Raw genomic sequence first — 8,455 nt, 5'->3', positions numbered from 1 at the left:
CCCCCACCACCACGGCCCCCGCCACGGTCACCACTGCGGTCACCGCCGAGCTGCTGCGTGGCGCCCTGGATGTGGAGCGCACCGGGCACGGCCTGCTGCCGCACCGGCTGCCGGCCCGCGCGCGGCGGCAGATACCCGACGACAATCTGGCGCAGGCCGAGGCCCAGCCCTCGGGCGTGCGGCTGGCCTTCCGTACCCGGGCGACCCGGGTGGAGCTGGACGCCCTGCCCACCCGGCGCGCCTACCGGGGCGCGCCGGCACCGGCGGACGGGTCCTACGACCTGCTGGTCGACGGCGTCCTCGCCGGCCGGAGCGTGGTCCCGGGCGGCCGGGTGCGCACCGTGGACCTCACCGACGGGTCCGTCGAGATGCGTGAGGGCGCCCCGGGCACCGCGGTCTTCGACGGCCTGCCGGCGCGGGACAAGGACGTCGAGATCTGGCTGCCGCACAACGAGGTCACCGAGCTGATCGCCCTGCGCACCGACGCCCCGGTGGAGCCGGCCCCCGACAGCGGCCGCCGTGTGTGGCTGCACCACGGCAGCTCCATCAGCCACGGCTCCCACGCGACGCACCCGACGGAGATCTGGCCGGCCCTGGCCGCCGCGGCGGGCGGCGTGGAGCTGGTGAACCTCGGCTTCGGCGGCGGTGCCATGCTGGACCCGTTCACCGCGCGCGCGATGCGGGACACCCCGGCGGACCTGATCAGCGTCAAGGTCGGCATCAACATCGTCAACGCGGACGCCATGCGGCTGCGGGCCTTCGGCCCCGCGGTGCACGGATTCCTGGACACCGTCCGCGAGGGGCACCCCGACACCCCGCTGCTGGTCGTGTCGCCGATCCTGTGCCCCACGCACGAGGACACCCCCGGCCCGCTGATGCCGGACTTCGCCGACGGGTCGGTGCGGTTCAGGGCCACCGGCGACCCGGCCGAGGTGCCGGCCGGCCGGCTGACGCTGACCATGATCCGTGAGGTCCTGGCACGGATCGTGAAGGAGCGCGCGGCGGAGGACGAGAACCTGCACCTGCTCGACGGCCTCGCGCTGTTCGGCGAGCAGGAGCAGGCCGAGCTCCCTCTCCCGGACGGCATCCACCCCTCCCCCGAGGGGCACCGCCGCATCGCCGAGAACTTCGCCCGTCAGGCCTTCGGCCCCGACGGACCCTTCGCCGGCTGACGGATGTTCTACGAGGACCTGAGCCCGTACACCTACCTGACGGACGCGAGCGGGAGACCGGACGAGGACGTCTTCCAGGACGTCACCGACGGCATGCGGTTCGTTCGCCTACGCCCGGCCTACCGGCGGCTCAACGTCGGCCGGCTGGACGGGAGCCGGCCCTGGCCCGCCGGGCCGGTCCCCGGCGCCTTCGGCCGTCGGCTGCGGGCGGTCGTCGAGGCGCAGGGCGTCAACCAGATGACGGGGCTCCATGAGTGCGACCTCTGCCCGGAGCCGCTTCCCGGCTCGGAGCCCTGGTACGTCCCCGGGCCAGGGCACCTGCACCCGGGCCAGGGGACCTGCACCCGGGCCAGGGGACCGGCGAGATCCGTGTCCCCGGCCCTCCGGGGGTCGTCTTCGCGGCTCCGCGGCTCGTCGGCCATTACGTCACCGGCCACGGCTACCGGCCCCCGCGGCCGTTCGTCGACGCGGTCCTCGCCTTCGACCCGTACGGATCCTGGGAGGCGCGATTCCCCGGGGTCAGGTTTCCCTGGATCCCGGAGGACGCCGTCCTGCGGCACATCGACGACGAGGGGTGGTGACGGCGGGCGAGGGCCCGCCGTCACCACCCCCCTGTCGGTCCCGGCCGGGGCCGGTCAGGACGCCGGCTGGACGTCCGGGATGCCGTTGGCCGGCGGCGCGTCCTTCGCCGCCGAGTCGTCCTCCTTGATCGGCGCGTCGCCGATGTCGGTGACCAGGACGGGGGTCAGGGACTCGCCCTTGCCGTCCTTGAGGCGGACCACCTCCATGCCGGAGATGCCGAGGTGGCTGTCCTTCGAGTACCGGAACGGCGCCAGTCCGGGTCCTTCCAGGCTGCCGCCGACCTTCTCCAGCGCCTTGACCACGCCCTCGCGGCTGGGGTCGTCCCCGGCGGCCTGGAGCGCCTGCACGAAGGTGTAGGCCTGGGACATGCCGTAGATCTTGTAGTTGGTGAGCTCGCCCTCACCGCCGTGCTCGTCCCACACCTTCTGCCACAGCTTGAGCCATTCGCTGTCGGCGGCGTCCGTGCCGGGGATGTACTCGGTGGTCATCACCCCGTCCAGCAGGCCCGCACTGCCCTTGACCTTGCCCTCGGAGAAGCGGGCGAGCAGTGAGCCGACCAGGGACGGGTCGGAGCCGACGTTGCTGTAGAACCACTTCGGCTTGAAATTGATCTTCATGGCGGTGAGCTGGCTCAGCGCCGTGTACGAGGGCACGTTGAAGCCGAGGACCAGGTCCACCTTCGCGGCCTGGAGCTTGGCCAGTTGCGGGGCGACGTCGGTGTTGCCCGGGGTGTACCTGACCGTCTCGACGATCTGCTCGTCGAGGTACTTGCGGACGCCCGCCTCGCCGTCACGGCCGAAGTCGTCGTCCTGGAGGAACAGGCCGACCTTCGCGTCGGGCATGTTCTCCTTGACCCACTGACCGATGATCTTGCCCTCGATCATGTAGTCCGGCTGCCAGCCGAAGGTCCACGGCCGCTTCGCGGGGTCGTCGCCCCACATCAGCGAGCCGCTGGAGACCATCAGGTCCGGCACCTTCTCCGCGTTCAGGAAGTCGACCACGGCGGTGTGGGTGGGCGTGCCGAGGCCGGCCACCATGCCGAAGATCTCCTCCTTCAGCACGAGTTCGTTGGTGACGCTGCTGGTGTTGGTCGGGTTGTAGGCGTCGTCCTTGACCACGTACTCGATCCTGCGGCCGTCAATTCCGCCGTTGGCGTTGACGTAGTCGTAGTAGGCCTTGTGGCCGCTGGGGATCTCGCTGTAGCCCGGGGCGGCGACACCGGTCAGCGGGAAGTGCGCGCCGATCTTGATGGTGTCCTCGGTGATCCCGACGTCGGGCGTGGTCCTCCCCTCGCCGTCGTCGGGCCGTCCGCCGGCGCCGCAGGCGGCGAGCAGGGCGGCCGCGGTGAGCAGGCCGACGAGTTCCGTCGCCCGACGGTACCTTCGCGTTCGTTGCACGGTGGTGCCTCCTTCGGTGGGATGCGGCCCGGGGTGCCGCCGCGTGGGTGCGCCGGCGGGCCTCACGCGGCGCCCCGGCGCCGGCGCAGGAGGCCGCGGACGGTGCCGGTGATGCCGGCGGGGGCGACGAGGATCACCGCGATCATCGTCAGCCCGTAGACCGCGGGGGCGAGTTCGGCCGCCCGGACGTCGGTGAGTCCGGCGTCCACGCCGAGGTCGGTGACCAGGTGCGGCAGGAAGGTCAGCAGGGCCGAGCCGATCAGCGCCCCGGTCAGGCTGCCCAGTCCGCCCAGGACCACGGCGCTGAGCAGGGTCAGGGAGAGGGTGAGCGAGAAGCCGCTGGGGGCGGTGATCCGCACGGCCATCGCCATCACGCCGCCCGCCAGTCCGGCGCAGGCGGTGCTGACCACGAACGCGAGCACCCGGGCCCGGCCCAGGTGGATGCCGGCGATCTCTGCGGCCACCTCGTCGTCGCGCACGGCCCGCCAGGTGCGGCCGACCCGGCTGCGCATCAGGTTGGCGAGCAGGACGTAGGTGACGACCAGCGCACTCCAGCCGATGTAGGCCACGTACTTGGTGGGGTGGAGTTCGCTGCCGGTCACGAAGTAGGCGGCGTCGAGCACCCAGGCGGGGATCTCGGGCATCCGCACGCCCAGTCCCTGCTCGCCGCCGAGGCTCTCGAAGTGCAGGACCACGCCGGGGACCGCGACGGCGAGCGCCAGGGTGGCGCCGGCGATGTAGGGGCCGTGCAGCCGGGCCGCCGCGACGCCGACCGCCGCGCCGACGGCCAGGGTCACCAGGGTGGCCGCCGCCAGGACGACCGGGAGCGGGAGCGCGGGCGTCTGCCCGTCCAGGAACAGCGCGGTGGTGTAGGCGCCGACGGCCATGAACGCGCCGTGCCCCAGCGAGAGCTGCCCGTTGAGGCCGGTGAGGACGGTCAGGCCGCCGGCCGCGATGCCGAGGTAGGCCATCGACGCCAGCTGGGAGTTGACGAAGGAGCCGGTCGTCTCCATCAGCAGGGTGACGGCGAGCAGGCCCAGCAGGGCGAACGTCAGGTGGCGCAGGAGCGCGGAGTGCTCCCAGCGGCGCCTGAGCGCACCCGCGTCCCTGGCGGCGGGGGCCTTCGCCGCGGTGTCGGTGGTGGTGGGCATGGTCGTCAGACCCTCCGTTCCGCGTGGTGCGAGAAGAGGCCGCCGGGCCGCAGCAGCAGCACGGCCATCAGGATCAGGAGGGCGGCGAGCGGCACGAGTTCGGAGCCGAGGTAGCCGCTGACGGCGCTGAGCGACAGGCCGAGCAGCATGCCTCCGATCACCGAGCCGACGGGACTGTCGAGGCCGCCCAGCACGGCGGCGACGAAGCCGTAGACCACCACCGAGTCCATGTAGCCGGGGTGGACCAGGCTGCCGCCGGCGATCAGCAGCCCGGAGAGCGAGCCGACGAGCGCGGCGAGCGCCCAGCCGAGGGTGAGCATCCGGCCGACCTTGACGCCCAGGATCCGGGCGACCTCCTGGTTGAAGGCGGCGGCCCGCATCCGCAGGCCCACCTCGGTGTACCGGAAGAGCAGCACCAGCAGCGCCATCACCACCATGACGGCGACGACGGTGAAGACGCCGAACCCGGTGAGCGCGATGGAGGTGTCCCCGACGGTGAGACCGCGGACCCCGAACGGAGCGGGGAAGGAGCGGTAGCGGGAACCGAAGAGGATTCCGGCGAGGGCGTGGAGCAGGATGAACAGGCCGAGGGTGAGGATCACGGCGTTGATCTCCGCCTTGCCCTCGACGGGCCGCACCACCACCCGTTCGACGACCGCGCCGAGCAGCAGGCCGGCGAGCAGGGCCGCGGCGAAGCCGATCCAGTAGGAGTGGCCCGCGTCGATGATCACCAGGGCGACGTAGGTGCTGATCATGGCCATCGGGGCCTGGGCGAAGTTGACGATCCGGGTGGACCGCCAGATCAGGCAGAGCGCCAGCGCGAACGCCGCGTAGACCGCTCCGAGGGTGAGTCCGCCGAGCGCGGTGGTCAGGAGCTGCTGCACGAGGTCTCCCGTGGGTCAGAAACCGAGGTAGGCATGGCGGAGCTTCTCGTCGGCGGCCAGGACCGCGGCCTCGGCCTCGACGACGACCTTGCCGAGGTTGAGCACCACCCCGGCGTCCGCGATGGACAGGGCGCTGCGGGCGTTCTGTTCGACCAGCACCACGGTCAGGCCCTCGCTCGCCACCAGGGAGCGCAGCAGGTCGAAGATCTGCGCCACGATGCGCGGGGCGAGGCCCAGCGAGGGCTCGTCGAGGAGCAGGACCTTGGGCGCGGCCATCAGCGCGCGGCCGATGACCAGCATCTGCCGCTCGCCCCCGGACAGGACGTGGGCGGTGGCGTCGTAGCGTTCGCCGAGCACCGGGAAGAGGCGGCAGATCCGTTCGACGTCGGCGGCGCGGGAGCGGACCGGGCGGTGCAGGCCGCCCAGCCGGAGGTTCTCCTCCACGGTGAGCTCGGTGATCACGCCCCGGCCTTCGGGGACGTGGGCCAGGCCGAGCCGGGCCATGTCCTCGGCGGGCGTGCGGGTGATGTCGCGGCCGGCCAGCAGGACCTGTCCGCGCTCGGCCCGCACCAGGCCGGAGACGGTGCGCAGCAGGGTGGTCTTGCCGGCCCCGTTGGCGCCGAGCACGGCGGTGACCTTTCCCTCGGGGGCGGTGAAGGACACCCCGTCCAGGGCGCGGACGGGTCCGTAGCCGGCCGTCAGGTCGCGTACTTCGAACATGTCACTCCCCCGTCCCGGGCTGCCGGTCGCCGGCCTCGTCGCCGACCTCTTCGCCGAGGTAGGCGGCGACGACGGCGGGGTCGCGGCGCACCTCCTCGGGTCCGCCGCGGGCGATGACGCGGCCGAAGTCCAGGACGGTGATGTCGTCGCACACACTCATCACCAGGTCCATGTGGTGCTCGACCAGCATCACGGCCATCCGGTCGGTCAGTCCGCGGATGAGCTCCCCGAGTTCGGCCATCTCGTCGCCGCCGAGACCGGCGGCCGGTTCGTCCAGCAGCAGGAGCTCCGGTTCGCCGACCAGGGCGCGCGCGAGGGCGACCCGTTTGCGGACCGGGTACGGCAGGCTGCCGGGGAGGCGGTCGGCGTAGCGCTCCACGCCGAGCCGGGCCAGCGTCTCGCGGGCCCGGCCGGCCAGGGCGGCGTCGTCCCGGGCGCCGCGGCGCAGGCCGAACAGGGCGGAGGCGAAGCCGGACCGGGCGTGCCGGTCGGCGCCGACCATGACGTTCTCCAGCACGGTCATCCGGTCGAAGAGGCCGAGGCCCTGCAGGGTGCGGCCGATGCCCAGGGAGGCGAGCCGGTGCGGGCGCAGCCCGGTGAGCTCCTCGCCCTTCCAGAGCAGCCGGCCGCTGTCGGGGCGCACGAAGCCGCAGGCCACGTTGAACAGGGTGGTCTTGCCCGCGCCGTTGGGCCCGATGACGCCGAGCACCTGGCGGGGCGCCACGTCGAGCGACACCTCCGACAGCGCCCGGACGCCGCCGAACCGGACCGACACGTCGGTGACGGAGAAGAGGGCGCAGGGCCCGCCGGGGCGGTCCGTGGCGGTGGTGGACGCGGTCGTGGGTGGGCTCAAAGCGCGCTCCCTGTCTGCCCCTGCCGGGCCGGCCGCCCGGGGGCGGCGCACCCGGCTGTTCGGCTGCGGCGATCCCCTACCGTGGGCGCTGTGCACAGATTCCGACATGGGCGGAGCGCACAAAGCTGCTGGTGCGCAGCGCCCTGGGGACGGCGTCCCTCTGGCGTGGCTGTGCGCCGCGTGCCATCCTCCGGGGGCATGGGCGATGGCATGGGCCTGACGACCGGCCGGTCGACGGAGACGTCGGGGTTCCCCGAGGGCGACGGGCACGACGAGGACCTGCGTCACGCCGTCGAGAGCGCCTGGGCCTCCCTGCTGCCCCGCGCGGACGCGATCGCCGACGACATCACCCTCACGCTGCTGGCCAAGGACTGGCACGGGGACCCGGGCGCCGAGCTCCGGGCGGACATCCGCTCGAGCGTCCGCGCGCACATCCACCGCGGCATCCGCACCATGGCGGGTCTGGCCCGCACCGGGGAGAGCACCGTGTACCTGTGGCGGGAGACCGGCCGGCGCCGGGCCCGCCAGGGTGTGCGCATGGAACATGTGCTGAACGCCTACAGCCTGGGCTCACGGGTGCTCTGGGAGGCGTTGCTGGAGCGGCACGGCCGGCCCGGCGAGCAGGTGGACGACCGGGTCCTGGTGCTGGCCGGCCGGCAGATCTGGGCGGCGCTCGACGTGCAGAACGCCACGCTGGTGGAGTCCTACCGCCGCGAGGAGGCCCGGCTCCACAACCGGGACCTGCAACGCCGCCAGCGCCTGCTGGACGGCCTGGTGGAGGGGCGCGGCGCGGACCCGGTCTTCGCCGCGGAGGCCCGTGAGGTGCTGGGCCTGGGCACGCGCGAGCCGGTGGCCTGCGTGGTCGCCCCCTTCGACGGGCTGCCCGACGGCCCGGTGCGCGGCGCGGAGGACCGCTTGGAGCGCCTCGGGGTGACCTCCTGCTGGCACGTCCGCGGCGACATCTGCTTCGCGCTGGTGGCCGCCGGCGGTACCGGCGGCACCGACCTGGGCGCCCTGGTGCGCGCGCTGGAGCCGGTGGTCGTCGGCCGCGCCGGGGTGGCCGCCTCGCCCGACGGCCTGGCCGGCTTCGCCACCGCCTACCGGCTCGCCGCGCAGGCGGCCGACACGGTGCCGCGGGGCACGACCGGGGTGGTCCCGGTGACCGACCGTCTGCCGGAGGTGCTGCTGCGCGCCTGCCCGGAGGCGACCGCCGTCCTGGTGGAACAGACCGTGAGCCCGCTGCTCGCCCAGCCGCCCCACCAGGCGGCCGTCCTGCTCGACACGCTGCGCGCGCTGCTGGCGCACGACGGGTCGCCGACCCACGCCGCCAAGCAGCTGTTCTGCCACCGCAACACCGTCATCTACCGGATGCGGCAGATCGAGCAGCTCACCGGCCGGAGCCTGCGCGACCCCCGGGACCGCCTCCTGCTCGCCCTCGGCGAGATGGCGGCGCCCCCTTCAGCGGCCTAGACCTCTGTCGGTTCGCAGCGCCCGGCCGTGCTCTCCTCTGCCGCCGCGGCGGGGTGTTGACAGGCCCTCACCCGGCCGTCAGTCTCTCCCTGCCCGGCCGTTCAACGCGCATAGCACGCCGCCCGACACCCGCAGCACGTCGCCCACCGCACGACACCCACCGCACGACGCCCACGCCCACGGTTCGTCGTCCGACACGTACAGCACGCCGCTCCGTCTTGTCATG

8 protein-coding genes and 1 pseudogene are annotated in these 8,455 nt (G+C 73.4%); 4 read left to right on the top strand and 5 right to left on the bottom strand.

Annotated elements, in window-relative coordinates:
* Positions 1-50: 50 nt before the first annotated feature.
* From ACOV8S_RS07350 to ACOV8S_RS07340, 3 genes and pseudogenes are all read left to right on the top strand, one after another.
* A complete protein-coding gene (locus tag ACOV8S_RS07350; protein ID WP_448317387.1) occupies positions 51-1,172 on the top strand; it encodes a GDSL-type esterase/lipase family protein in 1,122 nt (373 codons plus the stop codon).
* A 3-nt stretch (positions 1,173-1,175) separates the two neighbouring features.
* Positions 1,176-1,439: pseudogene (locus ACOV8S_RS07345) on the top strand (DUF7919 family protein); the annotation flags it as partial.
* The gene (locus ACOV8S_RS07340) at positions 1,427-1,753 is read left to right on the top strand and encodes a DUF7919 family protein (protein ID WP_448316818.1); all 327 of its coding nucleotides are present in this window, start codon (positions 1,427-1,429) and stop codon (positions 1,751-1,753) included. The pseudogene ACOV8S_RS07345 and the gene ACOV8S_RS07340, both read left to right, overlap by 13 nt.
* A gap of 54 nt (positions 1,754-1,807) precedes the next feature.
* On the opposite strand, the gene ACOV8S_RS07335 is transcribed toward ACOV8S_RS07340, so the two are convergent.
* The 5 genes from ACOV8S_RS07335 to ACOV8S_RS07315 form a co-directional block, all read right to left on the bottom strand.
* On the bottom strand, positions 1,808-3,151 hold the full coding sequence (locus tag ACOV8S_RS07335) for an ABC transporter substrate-binding protein (protein WP_448316817.1): 1,344 nt from the start codon (positions 3,149-3,151) through the stop codon (positions 1,808-1,810).
* Between the two features lie 62 nt (positions 3,152-3,213).
* Complete coding sequence (locus ACOV8S_RS07330) at positions 3,214-4,302, bottom strand: branched-chain amino acid ABC transporter permease (protein WP_448316815.1); 1,089 nt, start codon at positions 4,300-4,302, stop codon at positions 3,214-3,216.
* 5 nt (positions 4,303-4,307) lie between these two features.
* The gene (locus ACOV8S_RS07325) at positions 4,308-5,186 is read right to left on the bottom strand and encodes a branched-chain amino acid ABC transporter permease (protein ID WP_448316814.1); all 879 of its coding nucleotides are present in this window, start codon (positions 5,184-5,186) and stop codon (positions 4,308-4,310) included.
* Positions 5,187-5,201: 15 nt separating this feature from the next.
* Positions 5,202-5,906, bottom strand: coding sequence for an ABC transporter ATP-binding protein (locus ACOV8S_RS07320; protein WP_448316813.1), 705 nt, complete (start codon positions 5,904-5,906; stop codon positions 5,202-5,204).
* Between the two features lies 1 nt (position 5,907).
* Complete coding sequence (locus tag ACOV8S_RS07315; protein WP_448316812.1) at positions 5,908-6,759, bottom strand: ABC transporter ATP-binding protein; 852 nt, start codon at positions 6,757-6,759, stop codon at positions 5,908-5,910.
* A gap of 198 nt (positions 6,760-6,957) precedes the next feature.
* Between ACOV8S_RS07315 and ACOV8S_RS07310 the strand changes: the two genes are divergently transcribed.
* Positions 6,958-8,229, top strand: coding sequence for a PucR family transcriptional regulator (locus ACOV8S_RS07310; RefSeq protein ID WP_448316811.1), 1,272 nt, complete (start codon positions 6,958-6,960; stop codon positions 8,227-8,229).
* Positions 8,230-8,455: the final 226 nt, after the last annotated feature.

It is taken from the genome of Streptomyces sp. CO7 (assembly GCF_053474865.1).
Note: the sequence above shows the minus strand (reverse complement) of the source record. Positions and strands in the feature narration are given on the sequence as shown.